At 73.9% G+C, this 20304-nt stretch carries 17 protein-coding genes; 6 read left to right on the top strand and 11 right to left on the bottom strand.

Annotation, left to right across the window (positions count from 1 at the left end):
• Positions 1-14: 14 nt before the first annotated feature.
• Positions 15-1331, bottom strand: coding sequence for an NAD(P)/FAD-dependent oxidoreductase (locus ACNF49_RS20260; RefSeq protein WP_482944673.1), 1317 nt, complete (start codon positions 1329-1331; stop codon positions 15-17).
• Between the two features lie 74 nt (positions 1332-1405).
• Positions 1406-2695 carry an MFS transporter gene (locus ACNF49_RS20255; RefSeq protein WP_482944672.1) on the bottom strand — a complete coding sequence of 430 codons (1290 nt, stop codon included), beginning with the start codon at positions 2693-2695 and terminating at the stop codon, positions 1406-1408.
• A 128-nt stretch (positions 2696-2823) separates the two neighbouring features.
• Here ACNF49_RS20255 and ACNF49_RS20250 point away from each other — a divergent pair, with 128 nt between their 5' ends.
• The gene (locus tag ACNF49_RS20250; protein ID WP_482945550.1) at positions 2824-3450 is read left to right on the top strand and encodes an HAD family hydrolase; all 627 of its coding nucleotides are present in this window, start codon (positions 2824-2826) and stop codon (positions 3448-3450) included.
• Between the two features lie 393 nt (positions 3451-3843).
• Here ACNF49_RS20250 and ACNF49_RS20245 read toward each other — a convergent pair whose 3' ends face one another.
• Positions 3844-4038 carry a hypothetical protein gene (locus ACNF49_RS20245; protein ID WP_482944671.1) on the bottom strand — a complete coding sequence of 65 codons (195 nt, stop codon included), beginning with the start codon at positions 4036-4038 and terminating at the stop codon, positions 3844-3846.
• A gap of 75 nt (positions 4039-4113) precedes the next feature.
• On the opposite strand from ACNF49_RS20245, the gene ACNF49_RS20240 reads away from it, so the two are divergent.
• Complete coding sequence (locus tag ACNF49_RS20240) at positions 4114-5163, top strand: LacI family DNA-binding transcriptional regulator (protein ID WP_482944670.1); 1050 nt, start codon at positions 4114-4116, stop codon at positions 5161-5163.
• Positions 5164-5171: 8 nt separating this feature from the next.
• On the opposite strand, the gene ACNF49_RS20235 is transcribed toward ACNF49_RS20240, so the two are convergent.
• Positions 5172-8699 (bottom strand): AAA family ATPase, encoded by a 3528-nt coding sequence (locus tag ACNF49_RS20235; protein ID WP_482944669.1) that lies wholly within the window; start codon positions 8697-8699, stop codon positions 5172-5174.
• A complete protein-coding gene (locus ACNF49_RS20230; RefSeq protein WP_482944668.1) occupies positions 8700-9809 on the bottom strand; it encodes an exonuclease SbcCD subunit D in 1110 nt (369 codons plus the stop codon).
• Positions 9810-9916: 107 nt separating this feature from the next.
• Between ACNF49_RS20230 and ACNF49_RS20225 the strand changes: the two genes are divergently transcribed.
• Positions 9917-11410: an alpha/beta hydrolase family protein gene (locus tag ACNF49_RS20225; protein ID WP_357964650.1), complete on the top strand. Its 1494-nt coding sequence runs from the start codon at positions 9917-9919 to the stop codon at positions 11408-11410.
• On the opposite strand, the gene ACNF49_RS20220 is transcribed toward ACNF49_RS20225, so the two are convergent.
• Positions 11383-12330 carry an alpha/beta hydrolase gene (locus tag ACNF49_RS20220; RefSeq protein WP_482944667.1) on the bottom strand — a complete coding sequence of 316 codons (948 nt, stop codon included), beginning with the start codon at positions 12328-12330 and terminating at the stop codon, positions 11383-11385. The two genes, ACNF49_RS20225 and ACNF49_RS20220, sit on opposite strands and share 28 nt — an antisense overlap.
• A 1-nt stretch (position 12331) precedes the next feature.
• The gene (locus tag ACNF49_RS20215) at positions 12332-13192 is read right to left on the bottom strand and encodes an enoyl-CoA hydratase-related protein (protein ID WP_482944666.1); all 861 of its coding nucleotides are present in this window, start codon (positions 13190-13192) and stop codon (positions 12332-12334) included.
• A gap of 120 nt (positions 13193-13312) precedes the next feature.
• On the opposite strand from ACNF49_RS20215, the gene ACNF49_RS20210 reads away from it, so the two are divergent.
• Both ACNF49_RS20210 and ACNF49_RS20205 read left to right on the top strand, forming a co-directional pair.
• A complete protein-coding gene (locus tag ACNF49_RS20210; protein WP_498702750.1) occupies positions 13313-14791 on the top strand; it encodes an LCP family protein in 1479 nt (492 codons plus the stop codon).
• Between the two features lie 71 nt (positions 14792-14862).
• Complete coding sequence (locus ACNF49_RS20205; RefSeq protein WP_357964656.1) at positions 14863-15135, top strand: hypothetical protein; 273 nt, start codon at positions 14863-14865, stop codon at positions 15133-15135.
• On the opposite strand, the gene ACNF49_RS20200 is transcribed toward ACNF49_RS20205, so the two are convergent.
• A complete protein-coding gene (locus ACNF49_RS20200) occupies positions 15121-16002 on the bottom strand; it encodes an alpha/beta fold hydrolase (protein ID WP_482944664.1) in 882 nt (293 codons plus the stop codon). The genes ACNF49_RS20205 and ACNF49_RS20200 overlap by 15 nt on opposite strands.
• 104 nt (positions 16003-16106) lie before the next feature.
• Between ACNF49_RS20200 and ACNF49_RS20195 the strand changes: the two genes are divergently transcribed.
• Positions 16107-17081 (top strand): BtrH N-terminal domain-containing protein, encoded by a 975-nt coding sequence (locus ACNF49_RS20195; RefSeq protein ID WP_357964659.1) that lies wholly within the window; start codon positions 16107-16109, stop codon positions 17079-17081.
• A gap of 21 nt (positions 17082-17102) precedes the next feature.
• Here the strand turns inward: ACNF49_RS20195 and ACNF49_RS20190 are convergent, their stop codons facing one another.
• The 3 genes from ACNF49_RS20190 to ACNF49_RS20180 form a co-directional block, all read right to left on the bottom strand.
• Entirely contained in the window at positions 17103-17792 is a 690-nt protein-coding gene (locus ACNF49_RS20190) for a class I SAM-dependent methyltransferase (protein WP_482944663.1), read from the bottom strand.
• A complete protein-coding gene (locus ACNF49_RS20185) occupies positions 17789-18793 on the bottom strand; it encodes an enolase C-terminal domain-like protein (protein WP_357964663.1) in 1005 nt (334 codons plus the stop codon). The genes ACNF49_RS20190 and ACNF49_RS20185 overlap by 4 nt, the downstream gene beginning before the upstream one ends.
• Positions 18794-18894: 101 nt before the next feature.
• Positions 18895-20286, bottom strand: a complete 1392-nt coding sequence (locus ACNF49_RS20180) for an MFS transporter (protein WP_357964664.1) — start codon at positions 20284-20286, stop codon at positions 18895-18897.
• Between the last annotated feature and the right edge of the window lie 18 nt (positions 20287-20304).

Here is a 20304-nt window from a genome sequence, read left to right as displayed (position 1 = left end):
GCGGGGAGGGCGGGTCAGGCGGCGCGGTCGAGTTCGTCGGCCGCCAGGGCCTGGCGGAAGTCCTCCCCCGCGTGCTCGATGGCCGTGAGCTGCACCGCCTCGGGCCGGAACACCATCGACAATCCCCAGTCCGCCAGCACCCGCGCCTTGTGGTTGAACGTCGGCACCCACGCCAGGTGGTACGCCCGGTGCGCCAGCCATCCCAGGAACCCGGTCAGCCGGATCGCGTGCACCTGGGCCACGCCCTGGTGGTGGCCGAGCCCGGCCACCGACCCCAGGTACGCGTGCCGGTACGCCTTCAGCCGGCGTCCCCGAACGTGGGCCGCCAGGTTGCGGGCGAGCAGTTTGGCCTGGCGCACCGCGTGCTGCGCGTTGGGCGCGGTGAACCTGCCCGGACGGGTCAGGTCGGGCACCGCCGCGCCGTCGCCGGCCGTGAACGCGTCCTCCAGCCCGGCCACCGTCAGGTATTCGGTGGCCCGCAGCCGTCCGGCCTCGTCCACGGGCAGCCCGCTGTCGGCGGCGAGCGGGCTGGGCCGGCCGCCGGCCGCCCACACCAGCGTCCCGGTCGTCAGCGATGTGCCATCCGACAGCCTGGCCACGCCGCCCTCGGCCGAGTTCAGCCGGGTCTCCAGCCGCACGTCCACGCCGCGGGCGCGCAGCGCGTCCACGGTCCAGCGGCCGAGGCCGGGGTGGAGTTCGGGCAGGATGCCGCCGGTCGCCTCGACCAGGGTCCAGCTCAGGTCGGCGGGCGCGATCCCGTCGTGGTAGCGCAGGGCCTCGTCGGCCAGCCCCTGCATCTCGGCCAGCGCCTCGACGCCCGAGAACCCGCCGCCGACCACCACGAACGTCAGCGCCCTGCGCCGCACCAGCGGGTCGTCGGTCGAGGCGGCCGCGGCGAGCTGGGCCAGGACGTGGTTGCGCAGGTGCACGGCCTCGCCGAGGCTCTTGAACCCGACCGCGTGCTCGGCCAGCCCCGGGATGGGCAGCGCACGGGTGATCGACCCGGCCGCCATCACGAGGATGTCGTACGTGAGCGTCCTGGCCGGCCCCTGGACCGGCTGGAACCGCGCGGTGCGGGCCTCGTGGTCGACGCGGGTGACGTTGCCGGTGAGCACGCGCGCGCCCTTGAGCACCCGGTTGAGCGGGGCGACGACGTGGCGGGGCTCGATCGTCCCGCCGACCGCCTCGGCCAGGAACGGCTGGTACGTCATGTACCCCCGCGGATCGACCACGGTGACCGTCACCTCGCCCGACCGGATCAGCCGCCGCAGCCCGCGGGCCGTGTACATCCCGACATATCCACCGCCGACGATCAGAATGTGCTTGCTCATCGTCCGCTCCTCCTCATCAGGTTCTTCACCAGGAGGACGAGACAGCCCCGGCGGATGTGACAGGAAAAGCCGGACTATCGGAGTGAGATGTCGCCGGTCTCCGGCAGGGCGAGCAGGCAGAGCAGGCTCAGCAGGGCCATCGCCGAGACGTAGAGCCCGACGCCCATGACGCCGAGGCCGCTCGATTGCAGGCTGGTGGCGACCAGCGGTGGCACCGCCCCGCCCAGCACGCCACCGAGGCTGTAGGCGACCGAGGCGCCGCTGTAGCGGAACTCCGTCCTGAACAACTCCGGCAGGTACGCCCCCATCGGCCCGAAGATCAGCCCCATCAGCCCGAGCGCGCCGGCCAGCGCCACCCCGGTCAGGACGACCGACCCGGTCTCCATCAGCGGGAACATCACCAGCCCCCACGCGACGGCGACGGCCGTACCGGTGAGGAGGGTGCGGCGGCGGCCCAGCCGGTCGCTGACCACCGCCGAGACGACCGTGCCCGCCGCCATGAACAGCACGCCGACCATGGTCAGGGTCAGCATGGTGGTCTTCGGGATGCCGAGGGTGGCGGTGCCGTAGGACAGGCAGTAGGTGGTGGCGGTGTAGAAGAGCGTGTAGGCGACGGTCATCGCCCCGGCGGCGAGCAGCACCCGCCGCCACTGGTGACGCATCAGCCCGGCGAACGGCACCTTGGCGATGCGGCGCTGGTCGAGGGCGGCCCGGAAGACCGGCGTCTCGGAGATCCGCAGCCGCACGTACAGGCCGACGACCACGAGGAGCAGGCTGGCCACGAACGGCAGCCGCCAGCCCCAGCCGCCGAACTGCTCGTCGGTCAGCGTCTCGCCGAGGATCAGGAACAGCCCGTTGGCCACGATGAACCCGGCCGCGGGGCCGAGCTGCGGGAACATCGCGTACCGGCCGCGCCTGCCGGGCGGGGCGTGCTCGGTGGCCAGCAGCGCCGCGCCGCCCCACTCGCCGCCGAGGCCGATGCCCTGGGTGAACCGCAGCAGCAGCAGCAGCACGGGCGCGGCCACGCCGATGGCCGCGTACCCCGGCAGCAGCCCGATCGCCACCGTGGACAGGCCCATCACCAGCAGCGAGACGACCAGCATCGACTTGCGCCCGACGCGGTCGCCCCAGTGACCGAACACCGCCGACCCGAGCGGACGCGAGACGAACGCCACCGCGAACGTCGAGAACGCGGCCAGCCGGCCGGCCACCGGGTCCATGCCGGGGAAGAACGCGGTGTTGAGCACCAGCGCGGCGGCGGTCCCGTAGATGTAGAAGTCGTAGAACTCGATCGCGGTGCCCATGAGGCCGGCCATGGCGATCCTGGTCGTGCTGGGCGCCGAGACCCGGGGGGAAGTCTTCACTTCACGTCTCACTATCCGGACTGACATCTTGTCAAGCGATACAACGACGCTACCACCTGCGCAATGTCACACAGCCGCCCGATAGATTCGACCGCAAACGTCGTCTTTGGGAGGACCGCATCTTGGCCGTGGAACTGGTCATCTTCGACTGTGACGGGGTGCTCGTCGACAGCGAGCGCATCTCGGTACGCGTGGGCACCGCCGCCCTGCGCCGCCTGGGCTGGACGATCGACGAGACCGAGTACGCCGAGCGCTTCGTCGGCTGCAGCAACGAGTACTGGGACGAGCAGGTCGGCGAGACGCCCCCGGGCTGGCACGACCAGATCACCCAGGAGTACCTGGCCGCGATGGAGGCCGAGCTGCGCGCCATCGAGGGCATCGAGGTCGCCCTGGACCGCCTGGACATCCCCTACTGCGTGGCCTCCAACGGCCGGCACGCCAACGTCCGCAACAGCCTGGAGCTGACCGGCCTCGCCCGGCGTTTCGACGGCCGCGTCTTCAGCGCCGAGGACGTGGCCCGCGGCAAGCCCGCCCCCGACCTGTTCCTGCACGCCGCGGCCACGATGGGCGCCGCGCCGGAGGGCTGCGTGGTGATCGAGGACAGTCCGTTCGGGGTGCGGGCGGCGATGAGCGCGGGGATGCGCTGCCTGGCGTTCGCGGGCGGCCTGACGCCACCCGCACGCCTGTCCGGCCTCGGCGCCACCCTCTTCCACGACCCCACCACAATCCCCGACCTGATAGCCAACCTCCCCTGACACCCGTCCCCCTGCCCCCTCTCCCTCCCCGCGCCCTGCCTCCAGGCCCGCCCCAACTTGACGCCCCACCCCTCAGGCCGCCCCGGCGGGGGCGGGGGCGGGCGGTCAAGTCCGGCTGGCCGGGGACGTCGGGCCTGGACGACCGGCCGGGGGCGAGGGGGCGATCACACTGCGCCGCACCAGCCAGACGATCGAATCCGCCCAGCCGAAGACGTCAGATGTATGCGACCGACAGCGCGAGCACATCAGGGCCGCCCGGATCTCACAAGAAGGGGCAGTCCCACCTCACCGCGCCAAGCGGACAGTCGACCCCGAACGGCCGGGGCGCCTCCGGTCTGGACGACCAGCAGGGCGGGACACCAGAGCTGTCCGGATCTCACGAGTAGGGGCGGTTCACGCCTCGCCGTATCGGGTGGGTGGGCAGGTGGGGTCGAGGCGGTCGGCGGTGCGGCGTAGCGAGTGGGCGAGCCGCGCCCGTACGGCGACCCGCTCCGGGTCCCGCCTGCGCGGCGCCCCCGGCAGGGCCGCGTCGAGCGAGCCGCGGAATCCCATCGCCGTCCGGTGCGCGAGAACCTGCATGGCATCCATCTCTCTCCTCCTTAATCAATTAAGACCTTAATCAATTAAGAACGCACCGGCAAGGCCGTTCGATACGGTTGGACGATGGCAAGGGTCACCCTGCAGACGATCGCCGACAGGCTCGGCGTGTCCCGCGCCACCGTGTCGTACGCCTTCTCCCGGCCCGACCAGCTCAGCGACGGGCTGCGGCGGCGCATCCTGGAGGTGGCCGACGAGCTCGGCTACGCGGGCCCCAACCCGACGGCGCGCTCGCTCCGGCTCGGTCGCGCCGGCGCGCTCGGCCTGCTGTTCAGCGAGACGCTGGCCTACGCCTTCGCCGACCCGTACGCGCTCGGGTTCTTCCAGGGGCTCGCCACGGCGGCCGAGGAGGCGGGCGTCGGCCTGCTCATCCTGCCGCTGCCGCACGGCGACCGGCGCAGCGACACCGTGCGCGACGCGGTGGTCGACGCGTTCTGCGTGGTCTCGCTGCCCGACGGCCATCCGGCGCTGGCCGAGGTGCTGGCCAGGAAGCTGCCCGTCGTGGTGGTGGACGAGCCGTACGTGCCCGGCCACCCCTTCGTCGGCATCGACGAACCGGCCGCCGGGGCCGCCGCCGCCGCGCACGTGCTCGGCCTCGGGCACCGGCGGGTCGCGGTGGCCATGGTCGGCCTGCACGACGACGGCCACACCGGCTGGGCCGACCGCGCCCGCCAGGAGGGCGCGGTGTTCGCGGCGATGCGCGCCCGGCGCGGCGGCTACCAGACGGCCTGCGAGCAGGCCGGCCTCGACTGGGACGACGTGCCCTGCTACGAGGTCGCCAGGAACTCGCGGGAGGCGGGCAGGAAGGCCGGCCACGCGCTGCTGCGGCTGGCCCCGCGCCCCACGGCGATCCTGACCAACACCGACGTGCTCGCCCTCGGCGTCCTCGACGCCGCCGCCGACCTGGGCATCGACGTGCCGGGCGAGCTGTCGGTCGTCGGGTTCTCCGACAGCGCGGCCGAGGAGGCGGGGCTCACCACGATCCGGCAGGCCAAGCAGGAGATCGGGGAGGCGGCCGGGCGGCTGCTGCTGTCGGGGGCCGCGGCCCGGCCGGAGCGGCGGCTGTTCCCGTACGAGCTGATCGTGCGCGCCTCGACCGCGCCGCCGCCTGGCTGACCGGCCGCCTAGCCGACCAGCGTCGAGCCCCGGCGGGTCTTGCCCACCTTGAGCTGCACCGGGATCCGGGTACGCAGCTCGCCGACGTGGCTGACGATGCCGACCGCGCGTCCGCCGTCGCGCAGCCCGTCGAGGATGTCGAGCACGTCGTCGAGGGTGTCCTCGTCGAGGGTGCCGAAGCCCTCGTCCACGAACAGCGTGCCGACCTCCGCGCCGCCCGCCTCCGCCGTGACCACGTCGGCCAGGCCGAGCGCGAGCGCGAGCGAGGTGATGAAGCTCTCGCCGCCCGACAGGGTCGCCGGGTCGCGGTCGACTCCGGTCCAGGCGTCGGCCACCTGCAGGCCCAGGCCGCCGCCGGACCGCGCCCGTGATCCGGCGGTCTTGCGCAGGTCGTGCCGGAGCAGGTAGCGGCCGGACGACATGTGGTCGAGGCGCTCGTTGGCGGCGTCGACCACCTGCCTGAGCCGCTCCCCCAGCACGAACGAGGTCAGGCTCATGTTCCACTGGTTGTCGCCGGAGGTGCCCGAGGCCAGCGCCGCCATCCGTTCGGCCAGCCGGTGCCGCTCGGCCGCGGGACGCCACCGCTCGATGCGCGCGGCCAGCTCATCGCGCAGCTCGGCGAGGCGGGCGGCCCTGGCCACCGCCCGGTCGCGCTCGCTGGCCAGCCGCGTGTGCGCTTCCTCCGCCGCGTCTCTGCCCGCCGCGGCCGCCGCCAGGTCCGGCTCGGGCTCGGCGGCCGCGGCGATCAGCTCGGGGTCGGCGAGCAGGGCGGTGACGGCGGCGTGCTGGTCGTCCAGCCGCCGCAGCAGCTCCGCCTTGCCCTCCCGCTCGGCCGGGCTCCGGTACGCCTCCTCGGCCTCCCGCACGTCGGCGAACCCCGCCTCGGCCGCCGCCCGCCCGGCCGCCTCGGCGGCGGCGTCGAGCTCACCGGCCGCCGCGACCGCCGCCCTGGTGGCCTCCAGCGCCTCGCGCAGCAGCTCGGCCTCGTCGTTGAGCCTGGACAGGCGGGCCGTCAGGGTCGTGTCCCCGCCCCGGGCCGCGTCGAGCCGTGCGCCCAGCCGCCCGGCATCCGCGCTCAGCTCCTCATGTCTGGTACGCCCGGCCGCCACCCGCGCCGCGATGCGGCGTCCGCGTTCCTCCAGCTCGGCACGTTCGCGGCCGAGCGCGGCGACCTCGGCCGCCAGCCCCGCCTCCTTGGCCGCCACCGCGGCGAGCCGCCGCAACTCCTCCTCGGCCGCGGCCAGCACCCGCCTCCCGTCGACCCCGTCTGGGGTCTCGGGAAGGGGATCTGCCGTGAGAGGGCGCTCGGACAGGAGCGTCTCGGGGTGCAGGGTCTGGGTGAGGCGAGTGTGGAGGCGGGCGCGTTCGGCGGTGAGCCCGGTGCGGTGGGCGTGGTGGGCGGCGAGCGCCTCGGCGATCTCCCTGGCCCGGTCGCGGACGTGGTCGCGGTCGCCTTCGAGGCGGTCGAGCGCGTCGGCGAGGGCGGGCTCCCGGTCGGCGACCGACCGCAGCCGGGCCAGTTCCTCCTCGGCCGCGAGCACGTGCCCGGCCGCGGTGTCGGCGGACAGCCCCTCGGTGGCCTCCGAGGCGTCGGCGAGCCGGGACTCGATCGAGGCCAGAGCACGTTCGGCGGCCTCCCGGTCGGCGGCGGCCGCCTCGTGGGCGGTCTCAGCGGCGTGCTCGTCGTCGGGCGAGGGCGCGCTGGGAACCGGTGCGGCGGGCACGGGGTGGTGCTCGGAGCCGCAGACCGCGCACGGACGCCCGTCGGTCAGATCGCGGGCCAGCTCGGCCGCCATGCCGTCGATCCTGGCCTGACGCAGGTCGAGCCAGCGTTCGCGGGTCTCCTGAGCGCGGTCCACCAGGACCTGGTGGGCGGCGGCGGCCGACTCCAGGTCGGCGGCGAGGGCGTCGCGGCGGTGAGCGGCCTCCAGGACGGCACGGGCGGCGTCGAGACGGGCGGCGGCGGCGGGCACGGCCGCCGCCGCGGCGCGCACCTCGGCCAGGGCGGCGCCCGCCGCGGCCAGCCGGGCGGGCAACTCGGACTCGGCCGCCGCCACCTCGGCCTCGCGCTGGGCCAGCACTTCGAGCTCACCGGCCAGCGCGGCGAGCTCCCGGTCGACGTCGATCAGGTCGGCGGCGGCATCGCGTACGGCCTGGGCCGCCGGGATGCGCGCCGCGGCCACCCGCGCGCCGGCGAGCCTGCCCTCGGCGTCCGCGACCAGGCCGGGCAGGACGGCGAGCCGCGCGGCGACGGTCTCGTCGGCGCGGACCAGCTCGGCCAGCTCCTGCTCCACCCGCGCCAGGTCGCGCCGGACGACCGACAGCCGGGCCTCCTCGGTGAGCAGCTCGGACAGCCGGGCCAGCTCGGCCCGGCGCTCCCGCTCCAGGCCCTCCAGCTCCTCCACCGACGGCTGCCCGCCGCCCGCCGGCCCCTCGACGCCCGGCGCGGGGCGGCGGGTGAGGAGGGGGCGGGCGCGGGCCAGGGCGTCGGCGACCATGGCGCGGGCCTTGGCGGCGGCCTCGGCGCGTTGCCCGGCGGCCGTGATGAGCGGGAGCACGCGGTCGGCGCGGGCGGCGTCGTCGATGACGGCCTGGAGGTCGGCGCGTTCGTCGGCGCGCTCGTCGAGGGTGCGGCGCAGGGTCAGGGCCTCGGCGTGGCGGCGGCGGCGTTCGGCGAGGGCGGCGGCCCGCTCGAACCGCGACCGCGCCGCGCGTACGGCCTCGCCCGCGGCGGTGTGCCGCTCCTCGCACCGGTGGACGACGGCCCGCGCCGCGCCCAGCAACGCGCCGGCCCATCCGAGCGGATCGTCCGCCGCCGACGGCGGATGCCCCTCCCCGGCACCACCGTCCGGCGCGGGGGCGAGGACGGGGCCGGCGGCTTCCTCCAGGCGTTCGACGGCGAAGGCCACCTCGCGCCCCAGCTCCTGCTCCTCCCGCCCCGTGGCCCGCCGCCGCTCGGCCAGCCACGCCTCGGCCTGGGTGAACACCTTGACGGTGAACAGCCGCTCCAGCAGCCGGGCGCGGTCGTCGCCGTCGGCGCGCAGGAACTTGGCGAAGTCGCCCTGCGGCAACATCACCACCTGGCAGAACTGCTCGGCGTTCATCCCGAGCAGCCCGCCCACCAGGTCGCCCGCCTCGTCGAGCCGGGTCGTGAGCCCCTGCCAGGCGGCCCCGCGGCGCTCCTCGACGACGACCTTGGCCTTCTCCTCGGTGAACCCGGAACCGCGCAACTTGGGACGCTGCCACGACGGCGAGCGCCGGATGCGCAGCGAACGGCCCCGGATCGTGACCTCCAGCGTCACCGAAGGGCCGATGCCGGCGGGCGCGTGGTCGCAGCGCAGGCTGCGGGCGCTGTTGCGCTGGCCGGGCACGACGCCGTAGAGGGCGAAGCAGAGGGCGTCGAGGATCGTGGTCTTGCCCGCCCCGGTGGGCCCGTGGATGAGGAACAGGCCCGCCTCGGTGAGGGCGTCGAAGTCGACCGTCTCGGTGCCGGGGAAGGACCCGAAGGCCGTGAGGGAGAGCTGGTGCGGCCGCATCTACGCCATCGTCTCCTGCACCCGCGACGCCTCGACCGCCTGTCTCAGCAGGTCTTCCTCCTCGGGCGCGGCGGGCTCGCCGCGCACCTCGCGGACGAAGTCGAGGGCGACCTCCGCCTCGGGCCGCCCGCTGACCTTCACCGGCCCGGCGGCGGGCGCCGCGCCCACCGGCTCGAACGACAGGGCGAGGGCGTGCGGGAAACGGGCCCGCAGCCGGTCCATGGCCTGCTTGGGACGGACGGCGTCGGTCAGGGTGATCTGCAGCCAGTGATCTTCGTAGGAGGAGAAGGCGGGCAGGGCCAGCAGGTCGTCGAGGTCGCCGCGGAGCCGCCCGACCGGCCGGGGCACGGGCGCGGGCACGAACTCCGCGCCCGAGCCGAGCGTGACCAGCCAGCAGCCCTTGACGTGGCCGGTCTCGGAGAAGGAGTAGGCCAGCGGGGAGCCGGAGTAGCGCACGGTCTCGGACATGCGCTGCCGCCCGTGCAGGTGGCCGAGCGCGACGTAGTCGACGCCGTCGAAGGCCGACAGGGGGACGTGGGACACGCCGCCCACGCTGATGTCGCGCTCGCTGTCGCTGGCCTGCCCGCCGGTCACGAAGCAGTGGGCCAGCACGACGGCGGCCCGATGGCGGACGGCGTCGGCGCGGACCCGGCTCATCGCGTGGGAGATCGCGGCGGTGTGGCCGCGGTCGGGGAGCTGCCAGGGGGTGCGCACCAGCTCGGGCTCCAGGTAGGGGATGCCGTAGAAGGCGACGTCGCCGACCAGCACCGGCTCCCACGACTGCGCGGGCTCGGTGCGGACGTGCACCCCCGAGGACTCGAACAGCGCCGACCCGAACCCCAGCCGCAGCGCCGAGTCGTGGTTGCCGCTGATCAGCACCACCCGCGCCCCGGCGGCGCGCAGGCGGGCGAGCGCGTCGGAGAGCAGGGCCACCGCGTCGACCGGCGGCAGGGCGCGGTCGTAGACGTCGCCGGAGACGGCCACGACGTCGACCCGCTCGGCGCGCACCGTCTCGACCAGGTGGTCGACGAACGCGGCCTGCGCCCCGAGCAGGCTCTCCCGATGGAAGGAGCGCCCGAGGTGCCAGTCGGAGGTGTGCAGGATCCGCATGTCGCAGGAAGCTAACATCTCTCACCGACAAATGCGGCCCCTCCCGTCACAGAAGCCGGGAGTAGGCTGGATGATCAGCGGGCAAACCAACGCACATGGGGAGGCCAATGCGCACTGGCCGTGGCACCTTGAGCGTCGCCGCCGGCCTGGCACTGGTGGCTCTCGCGTCGGTCGGCTACGTGTTGCCGCCCGCGTTCGACCCGCCGCCGCTGAAGGCGGACCCGGCGTTCGCGGCGATTCCCCCGCAACCGGCCGACGAGCTGCGCCCGGTGGTGGCGGCCACCGCCGTGCGGCGGGAGGAGATCTCGCTGCCGGCCGAGGGCCAGCGTCTGGAGGGCACCTTACGCGTGCCGCTCTCGCCCGGCCCGCACCCGGCGATGGTGTTCGTGTCGGGGTCGGGCAACGGGTCGCGGACGGAGTTCACGCCGCAGGCGGAGTTCCTGGCCAGGGCGGGCGTGGCGACGATCGCCTTCGACAAGCGGACCGTCGGCTACGACTTCCGCGACCGCGACTTCGGGCTGCTGGCCGACGACGCGCTGCGCATGGTGGAGTACCTGCGCACCCGGCCGGAGGTGGACGCCTCCCGCGTCGGGCTGTGGGGGGTTAGCGAGGGCGGCTGGGTCGTCCCGATCGCGGCGGCGAAGAGCGCGGCGGTGGGTTTCGCGGTGCTGGTCTCCTCGCCGAACGTCTCGCCGCTGCGGCAGGTCGCCTGGGCCCTGAACGAGCAGCTGCTGCGGCTGCACGCCCCCATCGGCGCCCGCGACCTGCTGACCAGGGCGATGGGCGGCGTCGGCTTCACCTTCCTGCGCTACGACGCGATGCCGGCCTTACGGCAGGTCAAGCAGCCGGTCCTGGCGTTCTACGGCACGACCGACCCCTCGATCCCCTTCGTGGAGTCCACCAAGGCGCTGGTCACGGCGCTCGCCCAGGCGGGCAACGACCGGTACACGATCCGCTTCATGGACAAGGGCGACCACGCGATGCGGGTCAACGGCGGCCCGTTCACCAAGGGCTACCTGGAGACGCTGGCCAACTGGATCACCGGTCTGCCGGCCACCGCCCGGCCGTCGGCGCACATGGCGGGCAGCACGCCGGTCCAGCGGTTCGAGGCCAGCGACGTGCCCGCGGCCCCCTGGTACGCGGGGGGCACGATGCTCGGGCTGACCGTCTGCCTGGCCGCCGTCGGGTACGTGGCGGGCCCGGTGGCGGCGATGGTCGTCCGGCTGCGCGGCCACGGCAGGCCGCCGGTCGAGACCAACGCCCGGCTGTGGCCGCCGATCAGGCGCAGGCTGCGCAGGATGGCGTGGACGGGCCTCGGCCTGCTGGCCTCGGTCGTGGCGTTCATCATGCTGCTGGTGCTGTTCTCGGTGAACCAGGCGGGCGCCTGGCCGGCCGTGCTGGCGGGCTGGCTGGTGGTCCGCGTGCTGGCCGCGCTCATGCTGGTCCAGGAGGTCACGGCGGTGGCCGCGTACGTGTCGGCGCTGCGGGAGGGCATGCAGCCCACCCGGTGGCAGTACGTGGCGATCGGCGGCGTGCTCGGCGGCACCGGGCTGCTCCTGGTGGCGGCGGCCTACTACGGCCTGTTCTCGTTCCCCTGGTAGGAAGTGCCCGGGCAGGAAGTGCCCTGGTAGGCGTTCATCCAGCGATCGAGCTCGGCGAAGACCTGCTTGCGCGCGGGCTCGGCCGACAGCACCAGGTCGTGCACGCCGTCCTGGATCCGCACGCAGGTGACGTGGGGGCCGATCGAGGTGGCCCAGCGGGCCATGTGCTCCGGGTCGAGCACGATGTCGGCCGAGCGCGCCTCGGGCACGAAGTCGCGTACCCGCAGGCCCGTGGAGGAGGCGAGGACGAGCACCGGCACGTCCACCGCCAGCCCGCGGTGCAGCCGCCGCTGGGCCCGCCGGATGGCGGCCAGCCACATGGCGTGCACGGAGAACCCGACCAGGGGCTTGAGCTCCAGGTCGTAGTCCCATTCGCCCTGTTCTGTGCGGTGCAGGCTCTGGCCGTAGGCGGTGCTGATGCCGAGGGGCAGCGGGCGCCGGACGTAGGACATCGGGGTCTTGAGCAGGTCGGCGGCCAGCCGGAGCGGGGCCGGCACGTTGAGGTCGAGGAACGGGCTGTTGAGTACGAGCCCCTGCACCAGGCCCCGGCCACGGACCCGGTCGGCCCACAGCGCGGTGATCAGGCCGCCGGTGGAGTGGGCGTTGACGGTCAGCTCGTCGTGGTCGCGGCGGATGAGGCGGACTGCCTCGTCGATCTCGGGGAAGTAGTCGGTGACGCTCCTGATCAGCCCCCTGGTCTGGTGCGGGAGCAGTGAGCGGCCGTACTTGCGCAGGTCGAGGGCGTAGAAGTCGATGCCGCGCTGGACGTAGTGGTCGGCCAGATGGTCCTGGAAGAAGTAGTCGGTGAATCCGTGGACGTAGAGCACCGCCCTGCGCGAACCGGTCTTCCTGGAGATCAGGGTCGCGACGACCTCGCCCTCGAAGTCGGGCTGCATGGGGAGAACGGTGATCTCGTACATATCAGACAGAATATGGATTGTCCGGCCATGTGGGGACGCCGGGCGGAAGGTCGGTGCTCACCTTCATCGGGAAGTCGGCCGGACGCTTCTCCAGGAACGCCGTCACCCCCTCCACCGTGTCGGCCGCGCCCCCGAGCTCGGCCATGAGCCTGGAGTCGGCGGCGTGCGCCTCCCACGGCGAGGCGGCCGACAGGCCCGACCACATCAGCCTGCGCACGGCGGCGACGGAGACGGCCGAGGTGTTGTCGGCGATCTCGCGGCCCAGCGCGTACGCGGCGGGCAGCAGGTCCTCGTCCGGCAGCACCCGCGACACCAGGCGGCCCTCCAGCGCCTCGGCGGCGGGGAAGACCCGGCCGGTCACGGCCCACTCCATGGCCCGGGAGATGCCGACCACCCGGGGCAGGAACCAGCTCGACGCCGCCTCCGTGACGATGCCGCGCCGGGCGAACACGAACCCGAACCTGGCGCTCTCGGCGGCCAGCCGGATGTCCATGGGCAGCGTCATCGTGACGCCCACGCCCACCGCCGGGCCGTTGATCGCGGCGATGACGGGCTTGAGCGAGGCGGCGATCCGCAGCGCGACCGTGCCGCCGCCGTCGCGCGGCGCGCCCTCGACCAGCTCGGCCTCCGCCCGGTGGCCGAACGTGCCACCGCCGCCGCCCAGGTCGGCCCCCGCGCAGAACGCCCGCCCGGCTCCCGTGACCAGCACCGCGCGCACCTCGTCGTCGGCGTCGGCGAGGTCGAACGCGCTGATCAGCTCGGCGCGCATGGTCAAGGTGAACGCGTTGAGCCGCTCGGGGCGAGACAGTGTGATGGTGGCGACGCGATCGGCCACGTGGTACTCGATCTCGGAGAAGGCCATGACCCGAATCTTATTCGGTTACCGATGTTCACCCTCCGATAAAGACATATTTCGCATCCAATGCGTAGGCTGCCCGCGCTGTCCGTGCCTGCGGGTTACGGTGGAGTTCGGGGAACGGGGATGGCCGTGCAGGGTAAGGAACCGGTGAGCGCGGGAGCGGTCCTCGGCTGGCTGGCGCTCTCGGCGCTGGCGCCCGGGGCCGCGCATCTGCGTGCCGGCCGGCGCACGGCCGGCCTGATCCTGCTGTCGTGCTACTTCGCCGGCCTGCTGGCGCTGCTGGCGCTGGTGCTGACGACCGACAACCTGCTGGGCTCGCTGACCCAGGACTCGTGGCTGACCGCGATCGTGGTCGGAGCCGCGGCGCTGGGCGTCGCCTGGTTCGCGGTGATCGTGCACTCCTTCGTGGTGCTGCGTCCCGGGCGGCTGCCGCAGAACGGCCAGATCCTGGCCGGCACCCTCGCGGGGCTGCTCGCCGTCGCCGTGGTGGTGCCGTTCGGGCTGGTCGCGCAGTACGTGTGGACATCCCAGCAGACCCTCGGCGACATCTTCACCGGCCCCGAGCCGGCCGAACCCGCCGTACCGGCCGGGCAGGAGCCGCCGCAGGACCCGTGGGCCGGGCGGGAGCGGGTCAACATCCTGCTCCTCGGCGGCGACGCCGACGACAACCGCACCGGCGTGCGCACCGACAGCATGAACGTGGCCAGCATCGACGTGAAGTCCGGCAACACCGTGCTGGTCAGCCTGCCGCGCAACCTGGAGAACGTGCGCTTCCGCCCCGGCACGCCCATGGCCCAGCGTTTCCCGGGCGGCTTCCGCCTGCCGCCCGACCCCGGCGGCGGCCGCAGCGACCTGCTCAACAGCGTCTGGGAGTACGCCGACGCCCACCCGGAGATCTTCGGCGGACGCCGGCAGCAGGGCCCGCAGGTGCTCATGGACACCATCGGCTACACCCTCGACCTGAAGATCGACTGGTACGCCCTGGTCAACATGTGGGGCTTCGCCCGGCTCATCGACGCCATCGGCGGCATCACGCTCACCGTCGAGCAGGACGTGGTGTTCGGCAAGTACAACGAGGGCCTGGTCAAGGCCGGCACCAGGAAGCTCAAGGGCGCCGACGCCATGTGGTACGCCCGCTCCCGCACCTACAGCGACGACTACACCCGGATGCGGCGGCAGCGCTGCGTGCTCGGCGCGCTGCTGGACCAGGCCGACCCGGCGACCGTGCTGGCCCGGTTCAACCGGATCGCGCTGGCCGCCAAGGAGCTGATCAGGACCGACATCCCGCGCTCGATGCTGACCAACCTGGTGCCGCTCGCGCTCAGGGTCAAGAACGCGAAGGTGACGAGCCTGCAGTTCGTGCCGCCGCTGATCCGCACCGGCTACCCCGACTGGGACAAGATCCGCCGGCTGACCGCCAAGGCCGTGCGCGACTCGGCCGCGGCCACGTCCGCCGTCGCCGCTTCAGCGACCCCGTCGGCGACCCCCTCGGCGAGCCCGTCGGCCGCGGACGGTTCCTCGCCCAGGAAGTCCGGCAAGCCGTCCACCCAGCCCTCCGCGCCGCCGACCAAGGGGCTCACCGAGGGATGTGGCGCGGGTTGAGCCGGACGCCCTGACGATCCGGTCGCGGATGGCATGCTGGGTGGGACCGGCAAATCTGGAGGAGATTCGCGATGTCCCACCCCCTCGGCAGCTCACCCGCCGTCCGGCACACCCCTCTCGACGCCGAGGAGAGAGTGCGGGCCGAGGCCGGCTTCGTGCCCCTCGTGGCCCAGCAGCTCGCCGAGAACGGCCGGTTCCGGGTGAGCGCCGACAGCGCCGAGCTGGTGGAGGTGTTCCAGGGGGTCGCCCGCAAGGTCGGCGAGCTGCTCGGCCGGCCGGTGGTCAGCTACTCCAACGGCCGCTACATGGTGATCACCTTCGCTCAGGACTCACCGGTGGGCTGAGGCGGGAAGGCGGTCCAGGAGGGCGCGCAGGATCCGGTGGGGGTGCGTCCACAGCAGGGCGCCGCCGGCGCCGGGCACGACGTGCCGCACGGCTCCCGGGATGCGGGCGGTCAGGCCCTCCCCCTGGTCGGGCGAGTGGGTGGCGTCGTGCTCGCCGTACCAGACGTCGACCGGCACCGTGATCGACGACAGGTCGATGCCCCAGCGGCCCATCGCCAGGACGGTGTCGCGGGCGTAACCGCCCGGCCCCTTCGCGAACGCCTCCCCCAGCGCCTCGCGGTATCCGGCGGCGAACTCGGGCCGCTGGTAGACGGCCAGGTCGCAGGCCGGGCTGCCGCCCATCACCAGATCCCACATCGCCTGCGGGGTGAAGCCCGCGAAGACCCGCTCGGCGGCCTCCGGGTCGTGCGTGGACAGGTCCGTCAACTGCCGCAGCTCGGCCGGCAGCACGCCGGCGAAGCGGGGGTCGGCCACCTCGTCGGCGGCCGAGACCAGGGCCAGCGCGCCGGTCACGCCGGCGGCGGCGCAGGCGAGCGCGAACGGCGCGCCCTGCGAGTTGCCCACCATGGCCGGACGCCCGAGGCCACGCAGCCCGGCGAAGACCTCGACGTCGGCGGCGAAGCCGGCGAACGTGCGGCCCGGCGCGGGGGTGGAGGCGCCCAGTCCGGGCCGGTCCAGGGAGATCAGGCGCACGCCGAGGTCGTCGGGCGCCGCCGCGCCCATGCCGAGCCGGCGGCTGGTGGCGGCCCCCGGGGACAGCAGGACCGGCCTCCCGTCCGGCGGCCCCCACTCGGCCCAGCCCAGGAGGCGGCCATCGGGCAGCCGTTCGGCGCCCGTGCGGGCAGGAGGTGCGACCAAGGTGTTCATGCGCCCATCATCCCGTGCGCACCTCGGGGTGCTTCCACCGGTTTTCCGTGGCACGCCGGGTCGGCCGGCGGGTGAATCCGCAGGTCATCCTGCACACTGGGCTTGTGCTCATCGATCTGGTCCCGCCCTTCGAGGGGCGTCACTGTGAGACGACCACCGCCGGCACGCTGCTGCGGCACGCGGGCGTGGAGCTGTCGGAGGCGATGCTGTTCGGGCTGGGCGAGGGGCTGAGCTTCATCTACTGGGACAGCGGCTCGCTGGACGTCCCGCTGATCGGCGGGCGGGTCAAGCCGCACGCGCTCACCGAGAAGCTGGCCGCCGCGCTCGGGTTCACGCTGGACACGCAGGAGACCTCCTCGCCCATCACGGCCTGGTCGAACGTCCGCCGACACCTCGACGAGGGCGTCCCCGTCGGGATCCGGCTCGACTGCTTCCACCTCGACTACGTCAGGACGCCCTACCACTTCGGCGGCCACTACGTGGCGATGGTCGGCTACGACGAGGGCCACGCCCACCTCGTGGACACCGCCCAGCAGGGCACCCGCAACCGGGTCCCGCTGGACTCGCTCGAACGGGCCCGCGCGGCGACCGGGCCGATGACGGCGCACAACCTGTCGTACACGCTGGGGCCGTGCGCCGAGCCCGACCTGCCGGACGCCATCAGGGCGGCCGTCCGGTCCACCGCCGCCGCCTTCCTCAACCCGGCGATGCGGAACGTCGGCTACCGGGGCATCGAGCAGGCCGCCGCGCTCATCCCCACCTGGCTGGAGCGCGGGCCGACCGCGCAGCTCACGCGTACGGCCAACCTCATGGAGCGGGGCGGCACGGGCGGCGCGTTCTTCCGCAACCTCTACACCGAGTTCCTGGCCGAGGCCCAGACGATCGCGCCCGGCAAGGCCCTGGAGACGGCCTGCCAGGCGTACATGGCACTGGCGCCCAAGTGGAGCGAGGTGGCCGACCTGCTGGCCCAGGCCGGGGAGACCGGCCGGCAGCAGCCGCTCGACCAGGCGGGGGCGCTGCTGTACGACCTGGCCGTGCGCGAGCGGCTGGCCATGGAGACGCTGTACGAGGCGGCGTAGCCGGAGCGAAGACCAGCGGGGTCAGCGGGGGCGGCGGAAGGTGGCGCGCCAGCGGTGGCGTCCGCCGTCGCGCAGGTCCTCGATCCGCTCCGCCGTCAGCCCGCCGGTCGCGAACGCCGCGATCTCCGTCGCGGTCAGCGGCCACGGCGGGGCGCCGACCGGCCCGCCGTCCTCGCGGCCGGAGGCGATCACCAGCAACGTGCCCCCGGGGCGGACGAACCCGGCGACGCTCTCGGTGGCGCGGGCGTGCAGTTCCTCCGGGAGGGCCTGCACGGTCATGATCTCCACCACCAGGTCGAAGGCGTGCCGCCAGTCGGCGGGCGGGTCGAGCAGGTCGGCGGTGACGTAGTCGACCGGGCTGTCCGGGAAACGCTCGCGGGCCAGGCGCACGGCCGACGCGCTCACGTCGAAGGCGACCGTCGCGTGACCGAGGGCCGCCACGTGCTCGGCGTCGTCGCCCAGGCCCGCGCCCACCACGAGCGCCCGCCCGCCGCCGGGGCCGCGTCCGGCGGTCCACTCCGCGAGCAGGACGTGCGGGGTGCGCGAGTCCCAGGGCACGATCGCGTCGCCGGTCGCCGACTCGGCGTAGAGGTGCTCGAACCAGCCGGTCGGGTCGTCGGCGGCCAGCGATCGGGCGGCCAGCCGCCTGGCGTCGGCGTCGGGGTCGCGCTCGGTCATCGGCTCTCCGGGGCGGTGCTGCGGGTCGGTCATGCGTGGAAGGATTCCTTGGCCAGGCGGCCGAGGCGGGTCTCGTCGATCGTGTGGCCCAGGCCGGGCTGGGTGAGCGGGACGGCGATGACACCCGCGTTCGCGCCGACCAGCGGCGTGACGATCTGGTTCTGCTTCGGCGGCTGGGTGACGTCGCACGGCAGCGTGCAGCCGGGCAGGCTCGCGACCGCCACCGTGGCCGCCCTGGCCAGGCCGGCTCCCTGGCCGCCCGCGCACTGGATGTCCCAGCCGGCGGCGGCGGCCCGGTCGTGCGCCCGCCGGGCCTCCGACAACGACGGGAAGGCGGTGGGGCGCAGCAGGAGCACCCTGGCGGCGCGCAGGGTCAGGTAGTCGTCCAGCTCGGCGGTCGAGCGCACCTCGACGGCGACCGAGGCGGCCACGTCGTCCTGGAGCGCGGCGTGCGCGTGGACGTCGCCGAGCGGGAAGGGCCGCTCGATGACCTCCAGGCCGTAGGAGTCGAGGGCGACGAGCTGGCCGAGGTCGGTGTAGGCGTTGCCGCCGTCGACGGCCAGGGTCAGGGCGGGGTAGGCCCGCCGCACCGCGCGTACGGGCTCGACGTCCCAGCCGGGCCTGATGTCGAGGGTGACGTGCCCGTAACCGGCGCAGACCTGCTGGTTGACGCGGGCGACCAGGCTCTCGACGGACGGGTCGGGCGCCAGCCGCACGGTGGCCATCACCGAGGTGCGGGTGCCGCCGATCGCGTGCGCGAGCGGCACGCCGCGCATCCTGGTCCACAGGTCCCAGCAGGCCATGTCGACGGCCGGATCGCCGCTCGGCACGGCGTCGGGGTGCTCCCAGTCGACGCCGATCAGCAGCGCGGCCAGCGACTCCTCCAGCCGCGACCAGGCTTTGGGCTCCGGCGAGACGGCCTCGCCCCAGCCGGTCATGCCGCCGTGGTCGGTGAGCTTGACGAGCAGGCTCTCCGACCTCGCGCCGTACGGCAGGACCAGCCGGAAGACCTCCAGCTCCCGCACTCGCGGCATGAACCCCCCCTTAAGCCATGACGAGAGAGTCGTCGCGCCTGGTGAAGGCCATCCACGCCGATGCGTTTGGCAGCGTTCTCAGCACTATGACGTTCTCATCACTATGACGCGGTCCCTTCCATAGTGCCTGCCTTGGCGGACTGCACAAAACGGGGGGCCAGCACGACGGCCAGGACGGCGAGCACGACGGTGAATCCGAGCCCCACGGCGTAGTTCTCGCCGGTGGCGGTGAACAGGGCGCCGCTGACCGCGACGGCCACGACGGTGAACACCGACTCGCCGACGCCCACGGCCGCGCTGTTCTGCCCCTCCTCGCCCTCCTTGGACATCTCCAGCACCAGCACGGACACCGTGGGGTGCAGCGCGCCGATGCCCAGACCGGAGATGGCCATGGCGACGTAGGCGATCGCGATGGGCAGGGAGTCGACGAGCACGAGCGACACCAGCGCGATGCCGACGGCGATCATCGCGGCGCCGCCGCGGATGGCGGCCATGTGGCTGATCGTGCCGCGGCCCTTGATCCAGGAGCCGGTGGACCAGCCGAGCGCCCCCACCGTGAGGACGACGCCCGCGCCGGTGGCGGTCAGGCCGCGCTCCTTCATCAGCATGAGCGGGATGAGCACCTCGGCGGCCATGAGCGAGCCGTAGGCCAGGCCGCGCAGCACGGGAGCGGTCGGCAGGCCGCGGGCGGCGCGCAGCGAGCCGGGCAGCAGCAGCTTGGGCAGGGCCACGGCCAGCAGGACGACGCCGGCCACGAGCAGCGGCAGGCCGTCCAGCTTCGCGGCGCTGCCGTACTGGATGAGGGCGGCGGCGACGGCGGTCAGCGTGGCCCAGACGAGCTTGCGGCCGATGCCGGGGGCGGGCTCGGCGGAGCCGCGCTCGGCCGCACGGCCCGCGGTGCCGCGCCACAGCAGCAGGGCCGCGGGGATGACCAGCGCGGAGACGCCGAGGAAGATCCATCGCCAGCTCACGTTCTCCACGACGAACCCGGCGATGGCCGGGCCGATCATGGAGGGCACCACCCAGGCGGCCGAGAACAACGCGAACACCTTGGGATGCATGGCCCCGGGGAAGACCCGGGCGACCAGCACGTACAGGGAGACCTGGATCAATCCGGCGCCGAGCCCCTGGATGAACCGCCCGGCGACCAGCACCTCCATCGTGGGCGCGAACCCGGCGACCAGCAACCCGGCCACGAAGGCGACCACGCCGACGGCGATCGGCTGCACCGGCCCCCGCACGTCGCTCCACCTGCCGCCGAGCACGGTCGCGATCACGCTGGCCGCGAGGGTGGCGCTGAAGGCCAGGTTGTACAGGTCCATGCCGCCCAGGTCGCCGGCCACGATCGGCATCGCGGTCGCCACCGCCATCGCCTCGAAGGCCACCAGCATGACGAGCGCGACCAGGCCGACGCTGAGCGCCCGGTACTGCGCGGACAACACCCCGGCCGGGGCCGGGGCGACGTCGTCGATCGGATCAACAGTCGTAGTCATGACTGCAAAGCTACGAGG

It is taken from the genome of Actinomadura sp. ATCC 39365 (assembly GCF_054392275.1).
This window is presented reverse-complemented; position numbering and strand designations above follow the sequence as displayed.